At 70.4% G+C, this 26,546-nt stretch carries 15 protein-coding genes and 1 tRNA gene; 3 read left to right on the top strand and 13 right to left on the bottom strand.

Annotation, left to right across the window (positions count from 1 at the left end):
- Window positions 1-494: 494 nt before the first annotated feature.
- On the top strand, window positions 495-2,723 hold the full coding sequence (locus ACFZB9_RS20595; RefSeq protein WP_391449073.1) for an MMPL family transporter: 2,229 nt from the start codon (window positions 495-497) through the stop codon (window positions 2,721-2,723).
- 319 nt (window positions 2,724-3,042) lie between these two features.
- Here ACFZB9_RS20595 and ACFZB9_RS20600 read toward each other — a convergent pair whose 3' ends face one another.
- From ACFZB9_RS20600 to ACFZB9_RS20625, 6 genes are all read right to left on the bottom strand, one after another.
- Complete coding sequence (locus tag ACFZB9_RS20600; protein ID WP_391449075.1) at window positions 3,043-3,711, bottom strand: hypothetical protein; 669 nt, start codon at window positions 3,709-3,711, stop codon at window positions 3,043-3,045.
- Between the two features lie 5 nt (window positions 3,712-3,716).
- A complete protein-coding gene (locus ACFZB9_RS20605; protein WP_391449077.1) occupies window positions 3,717-5,375 on the bottom strand; it encodes a DEAD/DEAH box helicase family protein in 1,659 nt (552 codons plus the stop codon).
- A 10-nt stretch (window positions 5,376-5,385) separates the two neighbouring features.
- Window positions 5,386-7,722 carry an ATP-binding protein gene (locus tag ACFZB9_RS20610; RefSeq protein WP_391449079.1) on the bottom strand — a complete coding sequence of 779 codons (2,337 nt, stop codon included), beginning with the start codon at window positions 7,720-7,722 and terminating at the stop codon, window positions 5,386-5,388.
- A 425-nt stretch (window positions 7,723-8,147) separates the two neighbouring features.
- Complete coding sequence (locus ACFZB9_RS20615; protein WP_391449081.1) at window positions 8,148-8,666, bottom strand: very short patch repair endonuclease; 519 nt, start codon at window positions 8,664-8,666, stop codon at window positions 8,148-8,150.
- 269 nt (window positions 8,667-8,935) lie between these two features.
- Window positions 8,936-10,240, bottom strand: a complete 1,305-nt coding sequence (locus ACFZB9_RS20620; RefSeq protein WP_391449082.1) for a DNA cytosine methyltransferase — start codon at window positions 10,238-10,240, stop codon at window positions 8,936-8,938.
- A gap of 338 nt (window positions 10,241-10,578) precedes the next feature.
- The gene (locus ACFZB9_RS20625) at window positions 10,579-10,749 is read right to left on the bottom strand and encodes a hypothetical protein (protein WP_391449084.1); all 171 of its coding nucleotides are present in this window, start codon (window positions 10,747-10,749) and stop codon (window positions 10,579-10,581) included.
- A 264-nt stretch (window positions 10,750-11,013) separates the two neighbouring features.
- On the opposite strand from ACFZB9_RS20625, the gene ACFZB9_RS20630 reads away from it, so the two are divergent.
- Window positions 11,014-13,491, top strand: a complete 2,478-nt coding sequence (locus ACFZB9_RS20630) for a WD40 repeat domain-containing protein (protein WP_391449086.1) — start codon at window positions 11,014-11,016, stop codon at window positions 13,489-13,491.
- A gap of 622 nt (window positions 13,492-14,113) precedes the next feature.
- On the opposite strand, the gene ACFZB9_RS20635 is transcribed toward ACFZB9_RS20630, so the two are convergent.
- Both ACFZB9_RS20635 and ACFZB9_RS20640 read right to left on the bottom strand, forming a co-directional pair.
- Window positions 14,114-14,187 (bottom strand) — tRNA-Thr (locus ACFZB9_RS20635).
- Window positions 14,188-14,312: 125 nt separating this feature from the next.
- Window positions 14,313-14,882 (bottom strand): GNAT family N-acetyltransferase, encoded by a 570-nt coding sequence (locus ACFZB9_RS20640; RefSeq protein WP_391449088.1) that lies wholly within the window; start codon window positions 14,880-14,882, stop codon window positions 14,313-14,315.
- A 77-nt stretch (window positions 14,883-14,959) separates the two neighbouring features.
- On the opposite strand from ACFZB9_RS20640, the gene ACFZB9_RS20645 reads away from it, so the two are divergent.
- On the top strand, window positions 14,960-15,616 hold the full coding sequence (locus ACFZB9_RS20645) for a TetR/AcrR family transcriptional regulator (RefSeq protein ID WP_391449090.1): 657 nt from the start codon (window positions 14,960-14,962) through the stop codon (window positions 15,614-15,616).
- On the opposite strand, the gene ACFZB9_RS20650 is transcribed toward ACFZB9_RS20645, so the two are convergent.
- The 5 genes from ACFZB9_RS20650 to topA all read right to left on the bottom strand — a co-directional run bounded on the left by ACFZB9_RS20650 (window position 15,558) and on the right by topA (window position 26,417).
- Complete coding sequence (locus ACFZB9_RS20650; protein WP_391449092.1) at window positions 15,558-17,159, bottom strand: alpha/beta hydrolase; 1,602 nt, start codon at window positions 17,157-17,159, stop codon at window positions 15,558-15,560. The two genes, ACFZB9_RS20645 and ACFZB9_RS20650, sit on opposite strands and share 59 nt — an antisense overlap.
- Window positions 17,160-17,306: 147 nt before the next feature.
- Window positions 17,307-18,482 carry a hypothetical protein gene (locus ACFZB9_RS20655; protein ID WP_391449094.1) on the bottom strand — a complete coding sequence of 392 codons (1,176 nt, stop codon included), beginning with the start codon at window positions 18,480-18,482 and terminating at the stop codon, window positions 17,307-17,309.
- 212 nt (window positions 18,483-18,694) lie between these two features.
- On the bottom strand, window positions 18,695-19,918 hold the full coding sequence (locus tag ACFZB9_RS20660) for a DNA polymerase III subunit delta' (RefSeq protein WP_391449098.1): 1,224 nt from the start codon (window positions 19,916-19,918) through the stop codon (window positions 18,695-18,697).
- 146 nt (window positions 19,919-20,064) lie between these two features.
- Window positions 20,065-23,355, bottom strand: a complete 3,291-nt coding sequence (gene tmk, locus ACFZB9_RS20665; RefSeq protein WP_391449101.1) for a dTMP kinase — start codon at window positions 23,353-23,355, stop codon at window positions 20,065-20,067.
- Between the two features lie 170 nt (window positions 23,356-23,525).
- Entirely contained in the window at window positions 23,526-26,417 is a 2,892-nt protein-coding gene (gene topA / locus ACFZB9_RS20670; RefSeq protein ID WP_391449103.1) for a type I DNA topoisomerase, read from the bottom strand.
- Window positions 26,418-26,546 lie beyond the last annotated feature (129 nt).

Consider the following 26,546-nt stretch of genomic DNA (forward strand, 5'->3'; position numbering starts at 1 on the left):
CCCAGTCGGACCTTACGCTTGCCGTATTTACTAAACCTTGACCTAGCCGACCGTGACACCGCCCACACAGCTCACACGGCCCACACCACGCTCAGGCGCCCGGCGCACACCGCCCTCAAGCGCCCGGCGGCAGCGAGCCGGGCCCCTGCGGGCCACTGCGCCGGGCGTGCTCGGCGATGTGCCGCACGGCGCAGGCCGCGCAGCAGTCGGGGAGTCCGAGCGGTGGTCGACGTCAGGCTGGTCATAGGCCAACCTCCTTGCACTCAAGGTCAGTTGTGGGGCGCATGACACCAGGAGGAGAGCGCCGGTCGGCAGACCCTGGCCACGACAGGACCCGTTTTTGAACTCGCGAGCCCGCGCACCGAGCGCCCCACCGGTCGGCCCTGCGCCCGACGACCCGGTTGGGCGTATGTCGCACGGATGGCCGTCCACAGTGGCGACATACCGTCAGAAAAGCATCCTTCCACCCTCCCTCAGCGCCCAGGAGCACCCCCATGGCCACGCCGGACGAGAACCGCAGCAGCCCGCGGACCACGGCGGCCGAGCCCGGCGGGCTGCACGGCCTCGGCCGCTGGTGCGCCCGGCACTGGGTGCTGGTGCTGATCGGCTGGCTCATCCTGCTCGGCGTCCTGCACGGACTGCAGAACACCGTCGGCGGCACCTACTCCGACGACTTCTCGCTGCCCGGCGTCCAGTCGCACACCGGCCAGCAGCTGCTCGCCGCGCACGCCCCCGGTGCCGGCGGGATCGGCGCGCAGATCGTGCTGCGCGACGCCGCCGGCCCGCTGACCGGCGTCTCGGGCCAGCTCGGCCAGAGCGTCACCGCCCTGCAGCAACTGCCGCACGTGCTCTCGGTGCAGAACCCGCTGCCCGCCCCCGGCGCCCCGCCCACCGGCGCGCTCTCCTCCGACGGCACCATCGGCTACCTGACCGTCCGCTTCGACACCAACCCCACCACCTTCGGCACCGACTACCTGCACGGCGTGGACGACGCGGTGGCGCCCCTGCGCGCGGCCGGCGTGCAGGTCGAGTACGGCGGCCCGCTCGGCGAGTTGGCCCGCCCCCACGCCAAGGACCTGACCAGCGAGGCGATCGGCTTCGCGGTGGCCGTGGTGGTGCTGCTGATCGGCTTCGGCAGCGTGGTCGCCGCCGGGCTGCCCCTGGTCACCGCGCTGATCGCGGTGATCGTCGGGCTGAGCTGCCTGAGCCTGCTGGCGATCGCCTTCACCTTCGCCACCGTCTCGCCCACCCTGGCCACCATGATCGGGCTCGGCGTCGGCATCGACTACGCGCTCTTCCTGATCACCCGGCACCGCCAGCTGCTGATGGACGGGGCGGACCCGGTGACGGCCACCGGAAAGGCGGTGGCCACCAGCGGGCGGGCGGTGATCGTCTCGGGCTGCACCGTGGCGATCGCGCTGGCCGGACTCTCCGTCTCCCGGGTCAGCTTCATCGGCAAGCTCGGGGTGGCCGCGATGGTCACCGTGGCCACCGCCGTCCTCGGCGCGATCACCCTGGTCCCGGCCCTGCTCGGCCTGCTCGGCCGCCGGATCGACCGCTGGCGGGTGCGCACCCCCGTCGCCGAGGGCAGCACCGCCACCGACGGGACCGGCCAGTCGGCGCACGGCGCCTGGCACAACTACGCCCGGCGCGTCGAGCGGCGCCCCTGGTGGTTCCTGGCCGGCGGGGTGGTGGTGATCGGCGTGCTGGCCATCCCGCTCTTCTCCATCCGGCTCGGCCACATCGACGACGGCGCCGACCCGACCGGCTTCACCGACCGGCGCGCCTTCGACCTGATCACCCAGGGCTTCGGCCCCGGCGTCAACGGCCCGCTGACCATCGTGGTCGACCAGAGCGTCGTCCCCGCGGGCGACCGCGCCGCCCTGGCCGGCAACCTCCAGCACGCGCTCACCGGCGTCCCCGGCGCGGCCACCATCTCCCCCCTGCAACCCACCCCCGACGACGACGTCCTGATCGCCACCGCCATCTCCACCGGCGCCCCCCAGGACGCCGTCACCACCCACCTCTTCAACCACCTGCGCGACACCGCCCTCCCCCAGGGCACCACCGGCACCGCCGCCAAGAGCTACCTGACCGGCACCACCGCCGCCCAGCTCGACTTCCTGGAACTGGTCTCCGCCCGCCTGCCGCTGATCATCGCGGTGGTGGTCGGCCTCGCCTTCCTGATCATCCTCGCGGTCTTCCGCGGCCTGCTGGTCGCCCTCAAGGCCGCCGTGCTCAACCTGCTCTCCATCGCGGCCTCCTACGGCGTGGTGGTCGCGGTCTTCCAGTGGGGCTGGGGCGGCCCCGCCCTCGGCGTGGCCGGCAAGGTGCCGATCGAGAGCTACGTGCCGATGATGATGTTCGCCATCGTCTTCGGCCTGAGCATGGACTACGAGGTCTTCCTGCTCTCCCGCGTCCACGAGTCCTGGCTCCGCACCGACGACAGCCGCGGCAGCGTCGCCCACGGCCTGGAGATCACCGCCCGCGTCATCAGCTGCGCCGCCCTCATCATGGTCAGCGTCTTCGCCGCCTTCATCCTCAGCGACAACATCGTCGTCAAGATGCTCGGCCTGGGCCTGGCCGTCAGCGTCCTCGTCGACGCCACCGTCGTCCGCCTCCTCCTCGTCCCCGCCGTCCTCACCCTCCTCGGCCGCCACGCCTGGTGGCTCCCCCACTGGCTCGACCGCCTCCTCCCCCACCTCAACGTCGAGGGCGAGTGACCCCCCACCGCTCAAGACCCCTGGCGAATGCAAAGGCCCAGCCCATCAACGAGATGACCTGGGCTTTCACTGAGCCGCCTATGGGATTCGAACCCATGACCTACGCATTACGAGAACATGAGGATTCGTGACGGCCGGCACCGCCTCATGCTGCACCGTACCGTTTTTCCTGATCAGAGCACATGCAACTCGTTGACCCGTTCCACCCTGTGTTACCTCGTCCAAAGGCGTCCGGCCGCACACCGGCCGCACATGGCCCCAACTGGACACATCAGCCGGGCTAGCAGGGCCTTTGCAGGCTCCGCAAAGCGCGTCACGTCTACCGCTCAGGCAAGTTGATGAGGGTGGGCTGCGATTGACTCTGGCCACCGCCTGTTACTCGAAGATAGTCAGGATTCGGGACAATCTCGCGATGGAGGTACCGGAGGTCCGCGCCACAACGCAGGGCGAGTCGCTCCTGGCGCACGCGCTCGGCTGTCGAGACGGTCTCGCCATTGCGGGTCGTGACGACGATCGCGGGTCGCTCCACCGAGTCGACGGCTTCATTCAGTGCGGCCCAGACAAGGTCACGGAAGGTTCCGGCACGGCCCCAGCAGACGTACCGCGCGGCGTCACCGGCGACGGCGTAGCAGTGGTTCGGCTTCTCTCCAACCGAATCGGGCTTCATCGCCCAGCCACTCCCACACGCCGCCCGAACAATTTCCTCCGGCCCTTGGAATCGATTTACCGCATAACGGACGTAGTTCCCAATTCCCTCCTGGGCTCGGGCGTACTCCTTCATGGGGACGTCCTTGATCCAGACCCTGGCGTCCTTCTCCGGTCCGTAGGAGAGCAGGACGCCGCCGACCTTGGGATCCTCGATCCACTTCCGATACTGGTTGGTCTTGTCAGCGTTACTCAAGAACTCCCAGTCCAGGTCATTGGCCTGCTGGTAGATCTCAATGAGGAGGCGTTCACGGATAGGCGCAGGCAGCTGCTGCAAGGACACGGTCGCTACTCCTGTGGGGCGAGGGCGGCAGGGAACTGGAGTCGGTGCTCGTCGTACGCGGTCTCGAGGCTGGCAGCGTCCTTGATCCACTCGTCCATGAGGGTGGCCACCTTCTGGTCGCTGAAGTCGATGTTCGACGGGGTAAACCTGGCCAGGGTCTCGATTTCACCATCGCCGTCAAGGGCGCGCTTGAGCTTGAGCGCGGCAGCAATGCGGCGGAGGTCGCTTACGAAGTCCAACACCGTGACCCGGTTCTTTCCCTCGCGCAAGCGGAGCCCTCGCCCGAGCTGCTGAACGAAGATCCGCCGGGAGTGAGTAACTCGTGCGAAGCAGAGGATGTTCACGTCCGGCACATCAACGCCCTCGTTGAGGATGTCGACCGCTGTCAGAATAGGTACCTCGCCTGAGCGGAAGGCAAGTAGGCGGTTCTGCCGCTCCCTCTTAGCGAGTCCGGCGTGGATGGCGAGGGCGCCGGACCAGAGGGGGGTGCGCCGCAGCATGTCGGCGAGCCGCTCAGTATGTTCGATAGTGCGGCAGAAAACGATAGCCCGGGGGTTGAGCGTGGTGGCCCATGTGGCGGCGAGCTCGTCGCGGACGGCTTCGTCTCGCTGCGGCAGGAAGAGCTTCGCGTTGAGTTCGGCCAATCCATACGAGTGGCTGCTGGCCTCACGAACGATATCCCAGTCGATGTCGTCGACGAACAGGCGGTAGTCGACCTGAGCAAGGTAGCCACGCCGCATTCCCTCCTCGATCCCCAACCTGAAGCTGGGGGCGCCGAGCTGATGGGTGATGTCGTGCTTGTCGCCGCGCCATGGGGTCGCGGTGACGCCCAGTTGGCGAGCCGAGTTCAGGTGTTCCAGCAACTCGCCGTACTGGCCTCCTTCGCCAAGGTGGTGGGCTTCGTCGATCACGACGAGGTCTGGGCGGTAGCCGAAGCGCGCGGCGGACAGCGCCGAAGTGACTGTCGCGCACGTGAGTCCTGAGAGGTCATCAGGGCGCGTGTCCCCGGTGAGGAGCCGCGTTGGGACCTCTTTAGGCAGGTGGCGCCAGAGCGCCCGCTCCAGTTGCTGGACGAGGTCCTTTGCGTGCGCGACGACCAGGACTTGGCCTTGGGGGCCGCGTCGCAGATGCTCCGCGATCACCTCACCGCCGACGACGGTCTTGCCCAGCCCGGTAGCCAAGACGAGCAACGCGCGGCCCGAGGCTTCGAGGTCTGCAGTCAACGCTTGCAGTGCCTCGGCTTGGTAGGGCCGGAGCGCTACCTGCCCAAAGCGGCGGGGTACCCGATCGAAACTCGTTGTTAGGTCCGTTCCTCCCCAGAGGAGGATTCCGGGGCCCAGGCGTGCCAGATTTGCCACACGTTGCCGAGCGTCAGGGCTGAAGCGGGTGTTGGTGACGACGACGGCGCGGTGGGCGCGGTAGTGATCCCGTGCGCGAGCGACCTCGTCCACCGCGTCGGCTCCTACGGCCCCGCGTCGCTTCCACTTGCACTGGATTACCCAGGTCTCGCCTTTGTGGCGGGCAAGGATGTCGCCGCCCTCGTCTCCGGAGCCGTCGATATTGGACACGTCAGAGAAGCCCAAATGCCAGAGGAGGCGTTCGATGCGGCGGGGAAACTGCAGCGGTCCGGCGTCCAGCAATGAGGCAGCGTCGAGGAAGTGCATCCTGCCCTCCCTACGTGTTGTCGGCGAGGTCGCGCGCGATGAGACGGCAGCTGATCCTGATCCGGGCCAGCTCCTCCACGTCGAGGCGTGGACGGTGCTGCTCCAGAAGGGCGAGGTCTCCGAGGGGGTTGATGAGCCGTTCCACGACGAGTGCTCGAGCCCCGGGATCACTGAGAGCGATGTACCCGCGCTTGAAGACGGATCCGTCCAGGAAGGTTTCCGGGGAGTCGTGGATGATGCGGATGATGGCGCTGGCCGGGGCATAGCGAATGAATTCGCCGCTGGTGACCGCATTGTTCCAGGGGGACATTCCACCGGCTTCGACCGCGAACCGGCGCTCGGCGTCGGCTCGTTCGTCCTTCGTGAGCAGCAGCCAGTGCACCGCCGGGTTCGCCGAGACGGGCGCCACCATTGCCGTGCGCACCTGCTCGAGGAGCCGCTCGGATTCCTCTGCCATCGCCGCCGGCGTCAGTCGGGGACTGGAGGTGTGGACCTTGAGCTGCGCGACGATCTCGCTCAAGGGCGTCAACACACTGTTCGCCCGTACCCGCATGAACTCCGCGACCTCGACGAGCGCCAAATCGCGCATGTCCGTCCCGAATTCGCGGAAGATCGAGTGCCTGGTGTCGATGAACACCTCCAAGCGCGGGGCTCGGACCATCGAGACGATCACAGGCGCGGCCTGCCCGTCCTTGGTGACGAGGTGCTGGCCGCGGACCGCCCAGGCCATCAGATCGACGCGACCCAGTTCTTCGAGGTAGTACGGGCCTGTCAGATCCACGATGGGGTCGGCGCTGTCACGGTATCGCTGAAGCCGCTGGTCCAGCGTCTCCACCGGTGCGGTAACGTCCTCGGGCGTTTCTTGGCCAGCCATGGTCGAGGCCGGCACGACACCGCCCTCAGCCTGGTCATCCGGGTCAAGGAGTCCGGCTCCGAATCCGGGGAGGATGTCGTCATTCCCCGGTTGAGGTTCCACGGTTACCGGCTTGTCGTGCTGGTAGGCGGCGCGGTACCACGCCTCGTCGGTCTGGTACTCGTAGTGGCCTGCCCGCATAAATGTGGCCCACTGCGCGGCCTTCTCATGGAGGGCGTTGCGTCCGTCTCCGGGGATCAGGTAGTTGAGCCCCGGGTCCTGTCGGCGGAAGCCCGCGTAGAGCAGGGCGAGGGGGCTGCGATTCTCCGGCAGTCCGAGGCTCTTCGCGATCTTTGGGCGCAAGGGGCTGGTTCCGCGGACCTCACGCAGGACTTGCCGCCACTCGGCCGTCTCGAACTCGAAGGCGGTCTTCTGGTAGTTCGGAGCGACGTGATCGCAGTGGATCTCACCGACGATCCGGCCCATCTGCACAGCTCCGGAGTCGATAGGGTATTCGAGCTCGGCCTCAGTGAGGCTGTCCTCGTCTTCCCAGTAAAAGACCCGCTTGTCCTTAAGCATGATCTTGCGTCCGTTGCGGAGGAAGTCGAGTCCGTAGTCGGTGCGGTGGACGTAGCGCTGGACCCCGATCCAGCCCCAGATCTTGCGTTCCCTCAGTTCCAGGCTGTCCTGCCCGCATTCCTCGCAGCGCTCGGCATCGGCTGAACTCCAGTACCCGCAGGCCATGCAGGCGTTCTTGGCGCTCAGCGTGTGGCTGATCTTCTGGACGGCGTGGATCTCCACGCCCTGGCGGGTGACGGTCCGCTTCTCGTCCCAGACGCAGGGCAGGCGCGGCTTGACCTTCTTGCCGTTGAGCGTAAGCAGGAAGCCCTTGTCCGCCAGCAGGTAGCTGTAGACCTCCCCAAGCTTCTCCCTGATCACGTTCTGCGTCTGCGGGCGGCAGAGCGTGCCGTACTGTTCCTGCTTGAGGTCGCTGATGGTAACGGTGGTGCCATGCTCGTCACGATTGGCCTTAGGCACCGCGCGGTAGGGCGCCTGGTACTTGGCGGAGTTGGCGATCTGCACTAGGTCCAGCGTTACCTCGATCCAGTCCGGATCGCCCGCCCGACTGGTACGCACCGTGGTACGCCGACCGAGTCGGGCTGTGCTGATGTTGAATCCCATCCCGAACAGGCCGAGAGAGCCATGTCGACCGTTACTGGTCCAGCCCGCGCTGATGGCGTTGGTGACAGCCTCCAGGCTCATGCCACGACCGTTGTCCTGCACCGTGATCTCAGCAGTCGGACGCTGCGAGTTCGCCGGGGGAAGTGAGATCGCGACCGCGGGCCGATCGACCGCCCCGCCGGCCGCCTGGAACTCGTCGAAGGAGTTGTCGATCAACTCAGCCAGGCACTGCCAGTGTGAGAACTCGATATCGCCGAGCACGCCCAGGATGCGCGGGTGCGGTGTGACGTTGATGTACTGGTCCTCGGTCACAGCCGACCCCCGTCTTCGTGGTGAACACATGCTTGGAGGCGGACGTGCTCGCGCGACCACCAGCAGTCTGGCGTCCACCGTCGGCCCCGGTCGGGCACGCTCCAGGAGCATCCATCAGCATGTCCCCAACCCTAACGGGCGGCACTGGTAGGTGCGGGACAAGGACCTCGAAACCCTGCTGATGCCACCCTGCAACCAGGAGTGCCTCGGAGCTTCGCGCATGGCAGACTCGGCCCATGCTCCGGGAACCTGCGGAAGTCACCATCGATGCGAGCGGCCGAGTGCAGATCCCGTTGGGGATTCTCGCCGAGGCCGGTCTGGACACTGGGAGTTCAGTCCTCGCGTGCAGCGACGGTGACGGCCGTATCGTCCTACGCAGGTTGACCGACGCCATCTATGGACTGACGCTCGACGGGGAACTGTAGCTACGCCTCGCCGGTCTCGCCGGACGCTCCGCGGACCGCCGAGATGACCCGCTTTGTCACCTCCTCCGGTGCCTCATGCTCCCAAGCCCGGATGACCGTCCAGCCCGCCTCCTCCAGGATCCGGTTGGTCTCGGCGTCCCGCCGCTGGTTGTCGGCGAACTTCTCGTTCCAGAAGTCCACGTTCTTGATCGCTGGTCGATGATGCTCAGGGCAGACGTGCCAGAAGCAACCATCGACGAAGACCGCGACTCGTGCCTTTGGGAACAGCACATCCGCGCTACGCCGGAGGCCCTGGAGCGGCCGCGCGTTGACCCGGTAGCGAAGCCCTTCCTTGAAGAGCAGAGACCGAAGGACCTTCTCGGGCTTCGTGTCCTTTCCGCGATTACCTCTCATCGAGGCACGGACCGCCGGAGTCGAGGCTGTCGAGTCCTCGGGCAGTGCCTCCTCCATCAAGAGGCCCATAGCCCAGGCCAGCCGCCAGCCCTCAGCCAGATTGGCCGCGCGGGTGTCCTGCTCCACCTCGCCCAGGTAGTGCTCCGGAGACTTCCGTCCGTCGCCCCAACGCAGGGATGCTCGGATCCTCCGCGTCTTAGGCAGGACCCTCAACGAGACCGAGGCGTGAGCGATGCGGCCGTCGCCCAGGTCAACCACCCGCCGATGGCGACCACCCGCTGCTCGGTCCTGTTCAGCGGACAGAACTTTCCGTGTCCTCCCCGCCCGCCCTTTCCAGGCATGATCGGGGGGCAGCCGGTCGTTCCAGCGGCTCTGGGACGGCTTCGCCGCATCGCTCACGGCTGCGATCCCGGTGCCGCGTCAAGCGCCTTGGCCACCGCGTCAGCGAATACGGCACCGAGCTTCACCGGGACCGCGTTGCCGAGTTGCCGCATCTTCTCCCCCCTAGGGCCTTCGAGCTTCCAATCATCGGGAAAGGTCATGACACGGGCGGTCTCACGCACCGTCATGTAGCGATGCCTATAGGTGGTTCCGCCAGGGGTCTCCAGGTCGTCGGTCAGCATCACGGACTCGCCGCCAGGGACTCCGTGCACGCCGGCCTTCACCGTCTTGGCAGGACGGTCTAGTTCGTTGGGCGTGTGGCCCTTGTAGATGCGAGCGTCGGGCCATCCGATGTGGTCGGTGAACCCCCCGGCGCGATACTCCTGGCGGTCAAGCCTGTCCCAGGGGATCTTCGGTAGTGGCTTGCCCTCGTTCTCATCGATGCCAGCGATGGCATCTCGGAACGTACGCCAAGGCTTCGATCCGTCTGGGATAAGCGAAACGTCCCTGGGGATCCTGGCCATGACCCGGGCGCGGACATCCGCGAGGACCAATGGATGCCGCTTCCAATACGAGCCGTCGAGCATGGACCGGAACAGCGCCTCCTCCGAGTACTGGGGGCGCACGTCCTTCTTGAATTGATCGATGTCGACCCCCAGGTCCTCCCGGAACGCGACGATGAAGATGCGGTTCCTGACCTGGGGGACCCCGTAATCAGCGGCGTTCACACGCGTCATCACCACCTTGTAGCGCTCCGCCGGGTCACCGGCAGCCCCGCCCTTAGCCTCGATGAGGGCCTTGTCGTGCTTCTGCCAGCCGATCTCCGGATCACGCAGCTCGAAGGGCATCTCGATCTCGCGCAAGATGTACTCGAGGTACGGCTTGAATGATGGCCTGAGTAGTCCGACGACGTTCTCGCAGATGACGGCCTTGGGTCGAATCTGGCGCATCGCCTTGAACATCTGCGGGAACATGTTCCGCCTGTCCTCGTCCCCCTTCGCGATCCCGCCCAGACTGAACGGCTGACAGGGCGGACCGCCGGCGAGCACGTCGACACGACCGAGCAGGTAGCTCATGTCGAGGCCCTGAACGTCCCCCGCCACGAGCGGCCACGGCTCCCCCGGCTCCGGGATCCGCTCTTCGTCCCCGCGGGGCTTGGCCCCATTCGCCTCCAGGGTCTGACAGGCCCGTGGGGCGAACTCATTGAACAGCAATGGCCGGAAGCCCGCCCCGTGGACGGCCATCGCAAGGCCGCCAGCGCCCGCGAACAGCTCGACAGCGGTGCGATCATCTTTCGGCTCTTCTTGCAGTTCAGACATTGCGAAAGCATACCGCGGAAATAGCGTCATGCGGAACCGGTGTCAAGAAAACTCACTACATCTTCACGAGCGACCGAGGATGGTTCGGTTGGCGATTCGAACTGCGGCCGCGAGCGGGCGCGGCACCGCAGGGGCCGCGACCGAGTCCTGCCCGGCATGGGGTACGACCACGTGAGCGAAGCCGCCGTGTCCGGTGATCAGGTCACCGGCAGCCTGTCGGGGAAGTCTCCGCGCGGCGATCACCCACGAGTCGGATGCCAGAACCGGCGGCCGGCCCATCTGCCCGGCAGCCGATCTGGACGTGGGCGACAGAACCAGGCATCCGTCGCTGAGGCCGTTCACGGACGAGGGGGCCTGCCACGCCAGGTCGCGAACAAGCCCAGGCCAACGCTGGTGACCGCCGTGAACGCCGCAGACCCGGCGATCAGGAAGACGGCCGCCGCCAGCGTGATCAGAAGCAACAGTGCGACCAGATCAAGCACCCGGTCGCGGATCGGCGCCTCTGACACCGACCTTGACGTAGAGCCAGTGCGAGGAACAGGGGTCGACGTGGACTCTCCGATTTCATCCATGCGACCAGCTCACCAGGCGCACCCGCCACGACTCCTATGGCACGAACAGACCCAGACATGCCCGTCCACCGCAGGCCGACGCCGTACAGGACGGCACGCCGAGCGAACACCCCACTCTGTATGGTGGTGTTCGGCGAAATTCGGTCCTGTCCGGCAGCCAGCGTCCTACGCTGAGTCCCACAGACCATCAGGGGGACGTGCGTGGCGCATGGGGATTCTTCGGGGACGACACCCGAAGCCGCGTTTCAGCGAGAACTCGCCGACTTCGCCGCCAAACTTCGGAGTCTGAAGATCGAATGCGGCAACCCTCCCCTGCGCACGATCAGCAGTACCGCCGCACCCGTCGGACGGAAACTGTCACACTCCGCGATCAGCGAGGCCCTCAAGGGTAAGCGTCTGCCCAGACTCGACTTCCTCATCGCCCTTGTCCGGACACTGCTCGGTCTCGCGAACGACAGCAAGTCCCCTGTAGGCCGCAACGACCCGAGGGTCGAACCCTGGCGCACGGACTGGGCCCGGCTAGCACACCTACAGTCCGAGGCCCGTCACGCACCCGCAGCATCCGATTCGACGCAGAAGGTCACGGCCGCCGAGAGCGACCTGACGCCATCCGAGCCGGCGGAGCCAGTAAGCGACGCGCCGACCCTGCCGACGAACTCGCCTGGGCCGCTGGCGAATAGCCGGCGCTTTAGATTTCGCCCCACGCCTCCACTGCCTCACCCCGGCTTCGTCTGGTCCGTGGCGTTCTCCCCCGATGGCGACCTCCTCGCGACTGGCAGCGCCGCTGGGATGGTGGCGCTGTGGGATCCAGCCACCCACCACGCTGTCGGCAACCCCGAGACCGGCCACGACAGCACCATCAGGTCAGTGGCGTTCTCCCCGGACAGACGGTTGCTGGCCGCCGCCGGTGAGGATAAAGGGGTGCGCCTATGGGACGTGATGACACATCAACCATCCGGAGCTCTCCCACCCACAGAGCGAGACGCCGTCACAACAGTCACGTTCTCCCCAGATGGCACCGTACTGGCCACCGCCAGCCTCGACCACACGGTACGACTCTGGGACCCGTATACGTGCGAAGCGGTCGGCAAGCCGCTCACCGGCCACACCCGCCCCGTCACGGCGGCCGCCTTCTCGCCCGATGGCGACGTACTGGCCACCGCTAGCTTCGATGGAATGGTGCGCCTCTGGGACCCGACCACCCGCCAAGCGATCGGCAAACCACTACTCGGCCACACTGCGCCTGTCAGGTCGGTGGCGTTCTCCCTCGACGGTAAACTGCTCGCCAGCGCGAGCGACGATGGCATGGTGCGGCTCTGGGACCCGGCCACCCACGAAGCGGTCGGAGCGCCCCTGGCCGGCCACACCGGTTCCGCTACTGCCGCGGTATTCTCCCCCGACGGCGGCCTGCTCGCCACCGCCAGTGACGATGGCATGGTGCGGCTCTGGGACCCAGCCACCCACGAAGCGATCGGAGCACCCCTGGCCGGCCACACCGCTCCCGTCAAGTCCGTGGCGTTCTCCCCCGACGGCAAGCTGCTCGCCACCGCTGGCTACGATCGCGTCGTACGGGTATGGGAGGTCGAGGAGACCCTTCCAGCACTTGTTCCGGCACAGCGGACCCAGGACGGGGACGACCCGCAGGACAACCTGTTCAGCGAGAACGCCGAACTGCGCTCCCGGCTAAGTGTTCTGACCACCCGCGGCCTCGCCAGTCGAAGCGTCCTAACCGCGCTCAAGAACGGCGAAGGCATCTATCTGGCGCCCCTTATCGGACACCGTGACGCGGTCTGGTCAGCGGTGTTCTCTCCCGACGGAACCATGCTGGCTACGGGGAGCGCCGACGATACCGTGCGGTTCTGGGATCCGGCCGAGCGGCGACCCGTCGGAAAGCCACTGACCAGTCACCGCGACTCCGTTCGGTCGGTCGCGTTCGCCCCCAACGGCACCCTGCTCGCGACTGCGGACCGTGGAGGGGTGGTGCGCCTGTGGGATGCGGCTACCCGGGGATCGGTGGGAAGGCCCTTGGCGGACAACCTCGGCCCCATCACATCAGTGGTGTTCTCTCCGACCGGAGTCATGCTCGCCATCGTTACGGATGGTGGCGAGGCGCACCTATGGGCGCCGGCCACGCAACAAGCTGACGGTGATCCTCTGACCAGCCGCTTCGGACTTATTACCGCAGTTGCCTTCTCTCCGGATGGCACGCTAATCGCGACCGCCACCGACGCCGGCACAGTAGCGTTGTGGGACTCCACCACCCACAAACCGACCGGCGAACTCCGGGATGGCCACAGCGGCTCCGTCAGCTCCGTGGTCTTCTCCCCGGATGGCAGCCTGATCGCGACCGCCGGCGACGATCGTTCGATGCAGCTGTGGGACTCAACCACCCACCAGCCAGTCGGAAAACCCGTGACAGGCCACGACGATGCCGTTACAGCCGTAACTTTCTCTCCCGACAGCGCACTCATCGCCACGGCCAGCAACGATCACACCGTACGCCTGTGGGACCCGGCCACCCACCAGCCCGTTGGAGAACCTCTCATCGGCCACCGCGAAAGCGTGACGGCCGTCGCCTTCTCTCCCGATAGCTCCGTGCTCGCCACCGCCAGTACCGATCGCACCGTTCGGTTGTGGGTGCCCCCTGCGGTCAGTAGCTTCGCCCGACTTCAGGGCTGAGAGAGGGAGCTGCCCCTTTGGGCGCTGACTTCATCGACGTCACACAGCCCAGGGAGACGACCGCTGCACCGGGCGGTTCGGCACCAACGACGTACCGCACCGATAGGCCCTGGGCTGGTCTCGCCCTGCGGTCGTCGACTACCAGGTGCACCAGGAGCCGATCCAGATTGGATGGGAGCGACCAGCCCCCAGGCCAACATCGAGATCCAGGAGCAGAACGCCCAGCGTCGGGCCGTCCAGGAGCAACTGAAGTCCGCCCGAACCGGGACGCAGAGATCAGCGGAACGCAGGGGCATGAACACAGACCGGCCGTTGTCGGACCTGCACAACTCTCGGGCCCGCAACGATCCAAGGGAGTACCCCTGTGGAGATCCTCCCGGCAGCCGCCCTGGACTGTTGGCCGCACTTCGGCCGCACATTCCGCCGAACGGCACGTCAGACAAGACAACGCCAGTCACGAAAGGCCAGGTCAGACGGGGCTCGACCCCGAGGTCACTGAGAGTCGAGAAGTCGTGACCTACGCACTTCATGCTTGGCCTCGTGGGCCCAGTTGAGCCGTTTTCCATGATCAAGAGAACGCGAAAACCCCCAGGTCAGACGCCTGACCTGGGGGTTTAGCTTGAGCCGCCTATGGGATTCGAACCCATGACCTACGCATTACGAGTGCGTTGCTCTGGCCAGCTGAGCTAAGGCGGCACCGCTGCCGGAGAGCTCCCCGCCAGGGGCGGTTTCGCATCGGCAACGCGGGCCAGTCTACACAGGTCCGAGGGGTGATCCCTACCGGGTTCCGGCAGGGCGGTCGGGCCGGGCGGGTGGCGGGGTCAGCGGGTGGGGCGCTGGTCGCAGGCGAGCCACTCGGCGGCCAGCAGCGACCAGACCTCGTTGTCGTGCCGGACCCCGTTGTGCAGGTAGTACGAGCGGAGCACGCCGTCCAGGCGCATGCCGACCCGCTGGGCGACCGCGCGGCTGCGGGTGTTGGCGGTGCTGCTGTGCCACTCGATGCGCTGCATGCCGCGCTCCACCACGGCGTGCTCGATCAGCTGCCGGACGCCGGCCGAGATCAGGCCGAGCCCCTCGCCCGCCGGCTCGGCCCAGACCCCGATCTCGCAGTTGCGGTGCTTGACGTCGAAGTTCGGGAACATCACCCCGCCCACCAGCGTGCCGTCCAGCCAGATCCCGTAGATCGCGCCGGTGTCGGCGGCGGTCATGTCGGCGTAGCGGCGCAGGGTGGCGCGGGCGGAGTCCAGGTCGGTGGTCAGTGAGGCGAAGGCGATGAACTGGTCGAGGTTCTCCCGGGCGCGGTCGATGTGGGCCAGGAACTCCTCGGCGTGCCAGGGCTCCAGCGGGCGGAGCTCGGCGGGGAGGGTGTCGGAGAGCGGGATGGCGAACATGCTGACTACCTCCGGGACGGGCGGCGGGACATCACGACAAACGTACATAACAAACGTTTGGTAGGTACCATAACCGCATGACGCCCGCCCGTGGAGACCATGAAGCCCGCCGCCGTGATGTCTCCACCGCGGTCTGGCGGGTGCTGGCCGACCGCGGCTTCGGCGCGCTGACCCTGCGGGCGGTGGCCGCCGAGATGGGTGCCTCGACCGGGTTGCTCACCCACTACTTCCCCAACAAGCAGGCGCTGCTGCGCACCGCGCTGGAGGTGCTCGACCAGCGCAACCAGGAGCGGCCGCGCCGCGCGGCCGCGGCGGGGCTGGCCTCGCTCCGGGCTCACCTGCTCGACGTCCTGCCGCTCACCACCGAGGCCGCCGACGCCAACCGGATCTGGGTCAGCTCCTGGGACGTCGCCCTCGCCGACCCCGAACTCGCCACCGAGCACGCCGAGCGCTACCGCCGCGCGCGCGTCAGGCTCACCGGGCACGTCGAGGCCGCCCAGGCCCTCGGCGAACTGCCCACCGCCACGCCCGCCGAGGACCTGGCCGCCGCCGCCCAGGCCTTCACCCTCGGCCTGGTGGTGCAGGCGCTCTTCGCCCCGGCCGAGTTCCCGCCGGAGCGTCAGATCAAGCTGGTGGACGACTGGTTGGCGGCGACTGCCTCCCCCGACGCGCCGGTCACTTCGCGCAGCGCAGCCCCTCGGCCGGCGGCTGCCCCTCCAACAGGTAGTGATTGACCGCCGAGTCCACGCAGTCGTTGTGCCGCCCGTAGGCGGTGTGCCCGTCGCCGTCGTAGGTCACCAGCCGCCCGGACTCCAGCTGCCCGGCCAGTGCCTGGGCCCAGGCGTACGGCGTGGCCGGGTCCCTGGTGGTGCCGACCACCACGATCGGATCGGCCCCGGCCGCCCGCACGGTGTGCGGCACGCCGGTCGCCTTGACCGGCCAGTAGGCGCAGGTCAGAGCCATCCAGGCCATGTCCTGCCCGAAGTGCGGGGAGGCCTGCCGGAAGTCCGGCACCGCACGGCTGACGTCCGCCGGGGAGCCGAACGCGGGCGGCAGGTCGAGGCAGTTGACCGCCATGTTGGCGAACATCAGGCTGGGGTACCCGCCATCGGCGCCGCGCTCGTAGTAGGAGTCCGAGAGCCGCAGCAGCGGGGCACCGTCGCCGGACTTGGCCGCGGCCAGCGCGGTGCGCAGCTGCGGCCAGAGGAACTCCGCGTACATCGCCTCGATGACGCCGGTCACCGCCTGCGCCTCGGTCAGCTGCCGGCCCGCGCCGCCCGGCAGCGGCTGGGACCGCAGTGAGCCCAGGAGCGCGTCGAGCTGCTGCCCGGCCTGCTGCTCGTCCCGGCCCACGGGGCAGTCCTCGTGGGTGACGCAGTCCCGCACGAAGGAGGTCCAGGCCGTTTCGAAGCCGCCGGCCTGGGCGCGGTTGCCGCTCAGCGCGGTGAGCGAGGGGTCCATCGCGCCGTCCAGCACCAGCCGGCCCACCCGGGACGGGAAGAGCCCGGCGTAGGTCGCGCCCAGCAGGGTGCCGTAGGACTTGCCGACGTAGTCGAGCTTCGCCTCGCCGAGCAGCGCCCGCAGCACGTCCATGTCGCGGGCCGCCTCGACGGTGCTGACGTGGCCGAGCAGCGCACCGGCGTGCTCCCGGCAGCCGGCGGCGAACTCCTGGTCGGCGGCGACCAGCCGGTCGATCCCGGCCTGGTCCTCGGGGCCGGAGTCGACGGCGGTGTACGCGTCCATCCGATCACCGCTCAAGCAGGTGATCGGACTGCTCCGGCCGACCCCGCGCGGATCCAGCCCGACCAGGTCGTACGCGGCCCGGACCGGCGCCTGGTAGCTGCCGGCCACCGCCTCGACGTACTGCACCGCCGAGCCGCCGGGGCCGCCGGGGTTGAGCAGCAGGGAGCCCAGCCGCTTGGCACCCCCGGCACCGTCGGCCGGGCGGCGGACGGCGCCCAGCGTCAGGTCGCCGTCGGTCGGGCGGCCGTAGTCGAGCGGCACCTTGAAGGTGGCGCACTCGAAGCCCTGGTCACAGGACTGCCAGGAGAGCTGCTGGTGGTAGTAGGAGTCCAACGCGGCGGGGAGGGCCTCGGGCAGCGGCTGCAGCGGTCCCGCGGAGCCGGACGTGGCGGAGGCGGAGCCGCCCGGGGAGGGCGGTGTGCCGGCCGGCACACCGTTCGGCCGGCCGCCCCCCGAGCAGCCCGTGAGCAGCAGACCGGCGACCGCCAGCGCGAGGAGCCGTTGCAGCGAAGCAGCGGGCTGGGCAGAACGCATGCGGAGTTCTCCTCTCGGGCACCGGCCAGGCGGCGGCCGGGCAGTGACCTGGCGACGGCCGGGCACCGACCGGGCAGCGGCCGGTCACTCACTGGTCAGCGGACGATGCCGAGCGTAACCGGATCAGGGCAGAGCGGCGCCGGAGCATCAGCCCGCCGTACGGACCAGCGTGTCGCTCAGGTACTGCGCCGCCAGCCGCACCAGCCGCAGCCGTTCCCGCTCCGGCGTGAAGTCCTGAACCACGTTGGAGATCGTCACCACCGCCCGCGCCGCCGCCCCCTTGCCCGCGTGCAGCGCGTCGGAGAGCTTGTGCGCCGAGGTCTGCCCCTCGCCGTCCGCCTTGGCGGCGGCCAGGAACAACTGCCGCGGCCCGGGCCCCGCGGGCGCGTCGGCGGCCGCCTGGGCCAGCGCGACGGCGTCGAAGCGGCCCGAGACGGCGGCTGCGGCCCCGTACAGGTCCGGACGGGTCAGGCCGGCCGCGGCCGCACAGGGCGCGCCGTCCCCCACCCCGAGGGCGCCCCAGCCCTGCGGACCGGCCGGCAGGGTGCGGAAGGCGGCCGCGACGGCGGCCCGCACCCCCGCGTCGTCGCCCAGCGCCTGCGGGGCGGCGGCGACCAGGTCACAGGGGTGCGCGGTACCGGTGGGCGCGGCCGGTGCGACGGTGATGAACGGGTGCGCCCGGCCGAGCTTGATCGCGGAGGCGACGCCCTCGTAGATGTCCGGCAGCTCGGCGTCGGCCGTCCGCCCCGGGGTGGCCGCGTGCAGCACGATGACCGGGTAGCGGGCTGACGGATCGTCGGCGTAGTGCGGCGGCAGCCAGACCCGGACGGCGCGCAGCCGGCCGTTGGCCCCGGGCAGGTCGGCCTGCAGCAGCTCGCCCTCGGCGGGGTGGCCGACGGTCACGAAGCGCGTCGCCGACGGACTCGAGGAGCTGGAGCCGGCCGTGGCCGAGGGCGTGGCCGCCGACGGGGTGCCGGCCGAGGGCGAACCCGTGGAGGCGCTGGGCACCGGAGCCGGCCGTGCGGCGGCCGGAGCCGCCCGGACGGCATCGGCCGCCGCCCCGGCCTCGGCCCTGGACGGCCGCGCCCCACCGCCCCGGCCGGCCTGGGCACTCAGCACCACCGCCACGGCCAGCCCGGCGGCGCACAGCCCGCAGCAGACCGCCGCGATCAGCCGCAGCACGGCCGGACGCGGGTCGGCGGTCAGCTCGTAGGTGCGGCCCAGCTGCTCACCGCGCCAGCGGCGCCAGGCGCCGTGGGCCAGCCAGCAGGCGAGCAGCAGAACGGGGACGAGCGCGAGCAGCAGGGGCAGCGGACGGGTCACGGGCACCACCTCGGAGAGGAGCAGGATGCGCTCCCCAGCGTGCAAGAGAGCACCGCCGATCCCGTGGAGCGTCCCGGGCGAATGCGCACGTTCACTCGAACGAGCGAGCAACTGCCTGCCGGAACACCCTCATCCGACGGATCGTCGGCCGCCCGGAGCGGCCCCGCTCCCCCGCGGCGTCAACCCGCCGCGCAGCGCCACCCGTCGAGGGCTCACCCCGCGCGCAGCGCCACCGTCATCGCCTCCACCGCGAGCAGCGGATCGACGTTGCGGTCCAGCGCCCGCCGGCAGCCCAGGATCGCCTCGATCCGCCGCAGGGTGCCCTCGGGCGGACCGGCCGTGGCCACCTTGTCCAGGGCCGGCCGCTGGTCCTCGTTCGACAGTGCCCCGGTGGAGCCCAGCTGCAGCGCCAGGACGTCGCGGTAGAAGCCCAGCAGGTCGAGCAGCGCCACCCCGAGGGTCTCCCGGCGGGTCCTGGTGGCCCGGCTCTTCTGCCGCTTCTCCAGCTCCTTGACCGCCCCGGCCATCCCGCGCGGGGCCTTGCCGCCGAGCCCTTCGGACGCGCCGTACACGGCCTTGAGGTCGTCGGTCTCCTTGACGTCCCGGGTCTCGGCCAGCGCCTCGGCGTCCGCCTTGGCGGTGTCCACCAGCCGCTGGGCAGCGGCCAGGCAGCCCCCGATGTCGGCCACCTCCAGCGGGATCCGCAGCACGTCCAGCCGGCGGCTGCGGGCCTGCTCGTCCACCGCGAGCCGCCGCGACCGTTCGACGTCCCCCTGCCCGACCTGGGCCGCCAGCAGCGCCACCGAGGGCTCCACCCCGTCGCGGCGCACCAGCAGGTCGGCCACCGCACCGGCGGACGGCGTGCCCAGCACCAGGTGGCGGCAGCGCGAGCGGATGGTCGGCAGGGTGTCCTGCACGGACGGCGCGCAGAGCAGCCACACCGTCCGCGGCGAGGGCTCCTCGACGCCCTTGAGCAGCGCGTTCGCGGCGGCCTCGGTGAGCCGGTGGGCGGCGTCGATCAGGATCACCGACCAGCGGCCGCCGGTCGGGTAGCTGGAGGCCCGCAGCACCAGGTCACGCATGTCGCCGACGCCGATGGACAGGCCGTCGCTGCGGACGAACTTCACGTCCGCGTGGCTCTCGGACATCACGGTGTGGCAGCCGTCGCAGAACCCGCAGCCGGGTGTGCCGCCCATGCCGAGATCGGGACTGGTGCACTGCAGGGCCGCCGCGAAGGCACGGGCGGCGGTGCTCTGGCCCGCACCGGGCGGGCCGGTGAAGAGCCAGGCGTGCGTCATCAGCGACGCGTTGACCGCCGGCTCTCCCGTAGCGGCCCCCGAACGCCCCGCGAGCACCGTGGCCCGGGCGGCCCGGGCGGCGGCGGTGAGCTGCTCGACCACCCGTTCCTGGCCCACCAGGTCGTCCCAGACGGCCACCGCTGCTCCCACCCGCTCCACGACCGGACGCCCGGTCCACTACCCGACGTTCCGCCCCCGAGCATACGGCGCGCCACCGACACCCCGACCGGCACGAGCTCGGGTACCCCGGGTACCCGAGCAGCGGTGCGGGCCGGGGCCCGCCCCTACTTGCGCCGCTTGCGCCCCTTGCCGCCGTCGTCCTCGCCCTGCGGCCCGCCGTCCTCCGGGTCGGCCTGCTCCCAGCGGGCCCACTCCTCGCGCGAACCGAGCAGCGAGTCGGTGAGCGAGGGCAGGTCGTCCATCGGCGTCTCCTCGGCCCAGGACGGCCGCGGCGGCCGCGGCGCTTGGTGTGCCTGGGGTGCCTGGGGTGCTTGGTGCGCCTGGGGTGCCTGGGGTGCCTCACCCGGCGCCACCTTCGGCAGCTCGCGGGTGGGCTCGACCGCCTGCGGCTCCGACCGCCACAGGCCCGGCGGCACCCGCTCCTCGACCGGGCGCACCGGATCGACCGGGCGCCTCGCATCGGCCGGACGCACCGGCGCCGGACCGCCCGGGGTGACCCGGGGCAGCACCGCGGTCTTCTCCACCACCTGCTCCGGCGCCTGCCCGGCGCCCTTGCCGCCCGCCGGTGCCTGCCCGGCCGGTGCCTGCCCGGCCCGCCGAGCCGCGGCAGCCGCAGCCGCCTCGGCCGCCGCCACCGCCGCCTGCCGGTCCTGCTCGGAGATCTCCTCGGTCAGGTCGTCCGCACCGGCCACCCGCGGCAGCTCCGCCGTCACCGCCGCGGCGTCGTTCGCCGCAGCCGCCGCAGCGGCCGCCTCCTCCGCGACCCGGACCGCCTCGGCCCGCTGCAGCGCCTCCTCGGCGCGCCGGCGCTGCTCGGCCCGCTGCACCTCGCGCTGGCGCTGCAGCTCGGCCTGCTGGGCGGCCTCCGCCTCCTGACGGGCCCGCTCGGCGGCCTCCTCGGCCAGCCGCGCCTGCTCGGCGGCCTTGCGCTCGGCCTCCTCGGCCGCCCGGCGCTCGGCCTCCTTCTCCGCCCGGAGCCTGGCCTCCTCGGCCCGCTTGCGCGCCTCTTCGGCGGCCTTGCGCTCCGCCTCCTCCTTGGCCAGGCGCTCCTTCTCCGCCTGCTCGGCGCGCAGCTGCTCCAGCAGCTCGAGGCGCTTGCGCTCGGCGGCCTCGGCCTCGGCCTTCTTGCGCGCCTCCTCGGCCGCCCGCCGTTCGGCCTCCTCCTTGGCCAGCCGCTCCTGCTCGGTCCGGGCCGCCTTCTCCTGCTCGGAGAGCGGCAGCTCGCGGTCGAGCCGGTGCCGGATCGCGGTGGTGACCAGGGCGGGCGCGGAACTGCCGTCGACCACCAGGTAACGCACCGGGTCGGCCGCCGCCAGCGCGAGGAACCCGGCCCGCACCCGGGCGTGGAACTCGGTCGGCTCGGACTCCAGCCGGTCCAGCGCCTCGGTGAACCGCTCCCGGGCCTTGGTCGGGTCGACGTCCAGCACCACGGTCAGGTCGGGCACCAGGCCGCCGGTGGCCCAGCGCGAGATCCGCGCGACCTCGGTGGCGGCCAGGTCGCGGCCGGCGCCCTGGTAGGCGATCGAGGAGTCCATGTAGCGGTCGGTGATCACCACCGCGCCCCGGGCCAGCGCCGGCCGGATCACGTTCTCCACGTGCTCGGCACGGTCGGCCGCGTAGATCAGCGCCTCCGCGCGGTGCGACAGGCCGGTGTTGCCGACGTCCAGCACCAGGCCGCGCAGCCGCTGCCCCACCGGGCTGCCGCCGGGCTCGCGGGTGAGCACCACCTCGTGGCCCTTGCTGCGGATCCACTCGGCCAGCGCCTGCGCCTGGGTGGACTTGCCGGCTCCGTCCCCGCCCTCCAGGGCGATGAAGAACCCGGTACCGCTCGCCCGGTGTTCGGGGACCTCACGGCCCCGGCCCAGCGCCTCCAGCAGCTCGCGCCCGAACGGCACGGTGCCGCGCTGGTCGTCCGTCTTGAGCAGCACCACGCCGGCCAGCGCCAGGGTCAGCACCCCGGCGGTGGCCACCGCGAGCGCGGCACCGCCGTGGATAAAGGTGAAGTCGCCGGGCCCCCGGTCGCCGTAGTCGATCTCGCCGTAACCGGCGGCCAGCAGCGGCAGCGCGATCAGCGCGCCGCCGACCACGGTGCGCAGCACCGCGTAGAGGTGCTCGGTGACCCGGGGCAGCCGGGCCTCCTCGACCTCCTGGGCCAGCAGCGCCCGGCCGACGCCCACCACGATCCCGGCGGCGGTGCCCGCCACCACGGTCAGCAGCAGGATCAGCACGAAGTCGAAGACCAGCCCGGCCAGGATCAGCGCCGCACCGAGCGTCAGCAGCGCCACCGCGAGCAGTCGGCGCCGGGAGAGCGCGGGCAGCGTGACCCGGGTGAGCCGCAGGCCCAGCCAGGGCAGCCCGGTGGCGGCGAGCACCAGCAGGCCGTAGCCGACCGGCCCGGCCCCGTGCTCGGCGGCGGTGAGCAGCGCGAGCGCGGCGGTGCCGGCCATCGAGGCGTAGGCGGCGGCGACGGCGAAGGTGAAGTACGGGGCGGAGCCGGTGCGGCCCTTGCCGAGCGCCGGCCCCGGCGTCGCGTCGGTCGGCGCCCGCAGCCCGCGCAGCGGCGAGCTGGGCGGGAAGCCCGACGGGGTGGCCGGCAGGTCCTGGAGGTACAGCAGGACGGCCGAGGCGGCGAAGAGCGCGGCCGCGCCCAGCGCGGCCACCGTCACCTGGTGGTCCCGCAGCCAGTGCGAGCCGAGCGCCGCGAACAGGTTGTTGAGCAGCGTCAGGCCGATCAGGGCGAGCGCCGCCAGCGGCACGGTGGCCCAGCCGGTGCGCATGTCCAGGGTGCGCAGCGTGGCCAGGTTGCCGGCCGACGGGCGCTGCTCGGCCGACGGCGCGTTGGGGTTGGCCGGCGGGAGCAGGGTGGGCACGGTGGCGCCCTTGGCCACCGACCAGACCCGCTCGGCCACACCGGCCACGAAGACGGTGCCGAGCAGCGCGTAGCCCGCGCCGCCGCCGTGCACCCAGACGGGCCACCAGGGCGCGACGGCGATCAGCACCGCACGCAGCCCGTCGGCGCCGAGCAGCGTCCAGCGGCGGTCGAGCCGACCGGTCAGCAGCCGGTGCAGCGGGGTGAGCAGTAGTACGCCGGCCAGCGCGGCGGCCGCCAGCCGGACCGCGAAGACCAGGGTCAGCGCGAACGCGACGCCCCGGTAGCCGCCGCCGAACTGCCCGGCCTGGCTCGCCACGGCGACGGTCAGCGCGAGCAGTACCAGGAAGGCCAGCCGGTCGGCGGTGCCGCCGAGCAGCTGGGTGACCCAGAGCCGCCGGTAGGGGCGCAGCCGCAGCAGCGCTCTGGCCCGCTCGCCTGGAGTACCGGCCGGTGCCACCTCGGGCAGGTCGGGGGATCCGGCGCCTGCCTCGGCGGTGGGGGTGGGCTGCTCCTGGCTCGTCATACGGTCAGCGTAGCGGGCGGGGCCTGACCGAAAAGGGCCCATCGCGTTCCGGGCCAGGGCCATGACGAGGTTGTGACGCACTCCACCCACCCGCTCCGGCAACGGGCGCGGCCCCGGGCCGACCGCGTGACGCGATCGGTCCGGGGCCGCCCGGGGCACCCGAGGGGAGGTCAGCCCTCGTCAGCGGCGCCGACCACGGTCTCCTCGGCCACCGCCTTCTTCGCGGTGGTCTTCTTGGCAGCGGTCTTCTTGGCGGCGGTCGCAGCCGTCTTGGTGGTCGTCGTCTTCTTGGCGGCCGTCTTCTTCGCCGCGGTCTTGGTGGCCGTGGTCTTGGTCGCGGTCGCCTTCTTCGCAGCGGTCTTCTTGGCCGGAGCCTTCTTCGCCACCTTCTTCACCGGCCCGCGGGCCCGCTTCTCGGCGAGCAGCTCGTAACCGCGCTCGGGCGTGATGGTCTCCACCTCGTCGTCCTTGCGGAGCGTCGCGTTGGTCTCACCATCGGTCACGTACGGCCCGAACCGGCCGTCCTTGACCACCACCGGGCGCTCGCTGACCGGGTCGGTACCCAGCTCCTTGAGCGGCGGCGCGGCCGCGGCCCGGCCACGCTGCTTGGGCTGGGCGTAGATCGCCAGCGCCTCCTCCAGGGTGACCGTGAAGAGCTGGTCCTCGCTGGTCAGCGAACGCGAGTCGGTCCCCTTCTTGAGGTAGGGGCCGTACCGGCCGTTCTGCGCGGTGATCTCCACGCCCTCGGCGTCGGCGCCGACCACCCGCGGCAGCGACAGCAGCCGCAGCGCGTCCTCCAGGGTGACCGTCTCCAGCGACATGGTCTTGAAGAGCGAGGCGGTGCGCGGCTTGACCGCGTTCTTGCCGGTCTTGGGCGTGCCCTCGGGCAGCACCTCGGTCACGTACGGGCCGTACCGGCCGTCCTTGGCGATCAGCGGGTTGCCGCTGACCGGGTCGGTGCCCAGCTCGAAGTCACCGCTCGGCTTGGCCAGCAGCTCCTCGGCCAGCTCGACGGTCAGCTCGTCCGGCGGCAGCTCGTCCGGGATGTCGGCCCGCTGCCCGGGCTGGTCGGCCTCCTTCGAGGCCTTCTCGACGTACGGCCCGTACCGGCCGACCCGCAGCGTGATGTCCTCGCTGAGCGGGAACGAGCTGATCTCCCGGGCGTCGATCGCGCCGAGGTCGGTGACCAGCTCCTTCAGTCCGCCCAGGTGGTCGCCGTCGCCGTTGCCGGCCTCCGCCGCGCCGCCGACCGCGTGGCCCTCGCCCTCGCCGAAGTAGAAGCGCTTGAGCCACGGCACGGACTGCGCCTCACCGTTGGCGATCCGGTCGAGGTCGTCCTCCATCCGCGCGGTGAAGTCGTAGTCGACCAGCCGGCCGAAGTGCTTCTCCAGCAGGTTGACCACGGCGAAGGAGAGGAAGGACGGCACCAGCGCCGTCCCCTTCTTGAAGACGTACTTGCGGTTGATGATCGTGTCGATGATCGAGGCGTAGGTCGAGGGCCGGCCGATCTCCCGGTCCTCCAGCTCCTTGACCAGCGAGGCCTCGGTGAAGCGGGCCGGCGGCTTGGTGCTGTGGCCCTCGGAGCTGATCCGCTCGGCGGCCAGCGGGTCGCCCTCGGTCACCTGCGGCAGCCGGCGCTCGCGGTCGTCCAGCTCGGCGTTCGGGTCGTCGGCGCCCTCGACGTAGGCCTTGAGGAAGCCGTGGAAGGTGATGATCTTGCCGGAGGCGGAGAACTCGACGTCCCGGCGGTCGGCCGACAGGCCGCCGACCTTGACCGTCACGGACTGCCCGACGGCGTCCTTCATCTGGGAGGCGACGGTGCGCATCCAGATCAGCTCGTAGAGGCGGAACTCGTCCCCGCCCAGCGCCGTCTCGGCCGGGGTGCGGAAGCGGTCGCCGGAGGGGCGGATCGCCTCGTGCGCCTCCTGGGCGTTCTTGACCTTGCTGGCGTAGGCACGCGGCGCGTCCGGCAGGTAGTCGGCCCCGTAGAGCTGGGTGACCTGGGCCCGGGCGGCCGCCACGGCGGTCTCCGAGAGGGTGGTGGAGTCGGTACGCATGTAGGTGATGAAGCCGTTCTCGTACAGCTTCTGGGCCACCTGCATGGTCCGCTTGGCGCCGAAGCCCAGCTTGCGGCTGGCCTCCTGCTGCAGCGTGGTGGTGCGGAACGGCGCGTAGGGCGAGCGGCGGTAGGGCTTGGACTCGACGCTGCGCACGCTGAAGGAGGTCTGCTCCAGGGCGGCGGCCAGCGCGCGGGCGGCCTGCTCGTCCAGGTGCATCGTGCCCGCGCCCTTGAGCCGGCCGTCCGGACCGAAGTCGCGGCCGCTGGCGATCCGCTTGCCGTCCACGGTGGCCAGCCGGGCGCCGAAGCTCTCCGGGTTGGCGGCGTCCGCCGTGGTGCGGCCGGTGCCGAAGGTGCCGACCAGGTCCCAGTACGAGGCGCAGGTGAAGGCGATCCGCTCCCGCTCGCGCTCGACCACCAGGCGGGTCGCCACCGACTGGACGCGGCCGGCCGAGAGCTTCGGCATGACCTTCTTCCAGAGCACCGGCGAGACCTCGTAGCCGTAGAGGCGGTCGAGGATGCGGCGGGTCTCCTGGGCGTCCACCAGCCGCTGGTTCAGCTCGCGCGGGTTGGCCACGGCCTGCTGGATGGCGTCCTTGGTGATCTCGTGGAAGACCATCCGCTTGACCGGGACCTTGGGCTTGAGCACCTCCTGCAGGTGCCAGGCGATCGCCTCGCCCTCGCGGTCCTCATCGGTGGCGAGGAAGAGTTCGTCGGACTCCTTGAGCAGTGCCTTGAGCTTGGAGACCTGCGACTTCTTGTCCGCGTTCACCACATAGATGGGGGCGAAGTCGTGGTCGACGTCGACACCGAGCCGACGCACCTCGCCGGTGTACTGGTCCGGCACCTCGGCGGCCGTCCCCGGCAGGTCGCGGATGTGCCCGACGCTCGCCTCGACGATGTAGCCGGGGCCGAGGTAGCCCTTGATCGTCTTCGCCTTGGCCGGCGACTCGACAATGACGAGTCGCTTGCCGTTGCGCGCGGTCTCGCTGCTCGGGGACACCTTCGCTCTTCTCTCCCGGTCGTTTCCTGGTGTGCTGGCCGACGGCTGGCCCCCGGTCCTGCGACCGGTCACGGGACCGGCCACCGAGGGCAGCGCGGGCTCTTGGCCGCCCGACACACCACCGCCTGG

The sequence above is a fragment of the Kitasatospora sp. NPDC008050 genome (assembly GCF_042957465.1).
In the GTDB taxonomy this organism is placed as follows: Bacteria; Actinomycetota; Actinomycetes; order Streptomycetales; family Streptomycetaceae; genus Kitasatospora.

Coding starts and splice junctions, on each gene's coding strand:
- ACFZB9_RS20595 (WP_391449073.1), top strand. CDS start 495: ATGGCCACGCCGGACGAGAACCGCAGCAGCCCGCGGACCACGGCGGCC.
- ACFZB9_RS20605 (WP_391449077.1), bottom strand. CDS start 5,375: ATGCACTTCCTCGACGCTGCCTCATTGCTGGACGCCGGACCGCTGCAG.
- ACFZB9_RS20620 (WP_391449082.1), bottom strand. CDS start 10,240: ATGTCTGAACTGCAAGAAGAGCCGAAAGATGATCGCACCGCTGTCGAG.
- ACFZB9_RS20640 (WP_391449088.1), bottom strand. CDS start 14,882: ATGTTCGCCATCCCGCTCTCCGACACCCTCCCCGCCGAGCTCCGCCCG.
- ACFZB9_RS20645 (WP_391449090.1), top strand. CDS start 14,960: ATGACGCCCGCCCGTGGAGACCATGAAGCCCGCCGCCGTGATGTCTCC.
- ACFZB9_RS20650 (WP_391449092.1), bottom strand. CDS start 17,159: ATGCGTTCTGCCCAGCCCGCTGCTTCGCTGCAACGGCTCCTCGCGCTG.
- tmk (WP_391449101.1), bottom strand. CDS start 23,355: ATGACGAGCCAGGAGCAGCCCACCCCCACCGCCGAGGCAGGCGCCGGA.